This window comes from Pseudomonas sp. BJa5, from assembly GCF_030272875.2.
GTDB lineage: Bacteria > Pseudomonadota > Gammaproteobacteria > Pseudomonadales > Pseudomonadaceae > Aquipseudomonas.
Window position 1 is genome coordinate 1 of sequence record NZ_JALRNG020000209.1, and the last position, 239, is coordinate 239.

1 pseudogene is annotated in these 239 nt (G+C 68.2%); it reads right to left on the bottom strand.

Annotation, left to right across the window (positions count from 1 at the left end):
* Positions 1–239 (bottom strand): annotated as a pseudogene (locus M2D63_RS26055) (FAD-dependent oxidoreductase); the annotation flags it as partial.

Below are 239 nucleotides of genomic sequence, written 5' to 3' on the forward strand. Positions count from 1 at the left end.
TTCTTCGCCGCGGCAATCTGTCCCTCGGGTTCGCGGGCTACGACGTCGGCTTCGTCCAGGTCGCCGCCCAGGTACCAGACCCACTGGCCGTCGCTGGCCGGGTGGCGGGTGACGGTGATCCGTGGCTTGGGACCGCCGCCCAGGCAGTGGTCATAAAGGGGCTTGAGGCTGGCGCCCTTGGCCATGACCATTTGCAGCGGTCGTCGCTGCATGGCCGGTTGGCTCAGGCCCAGGGTTTC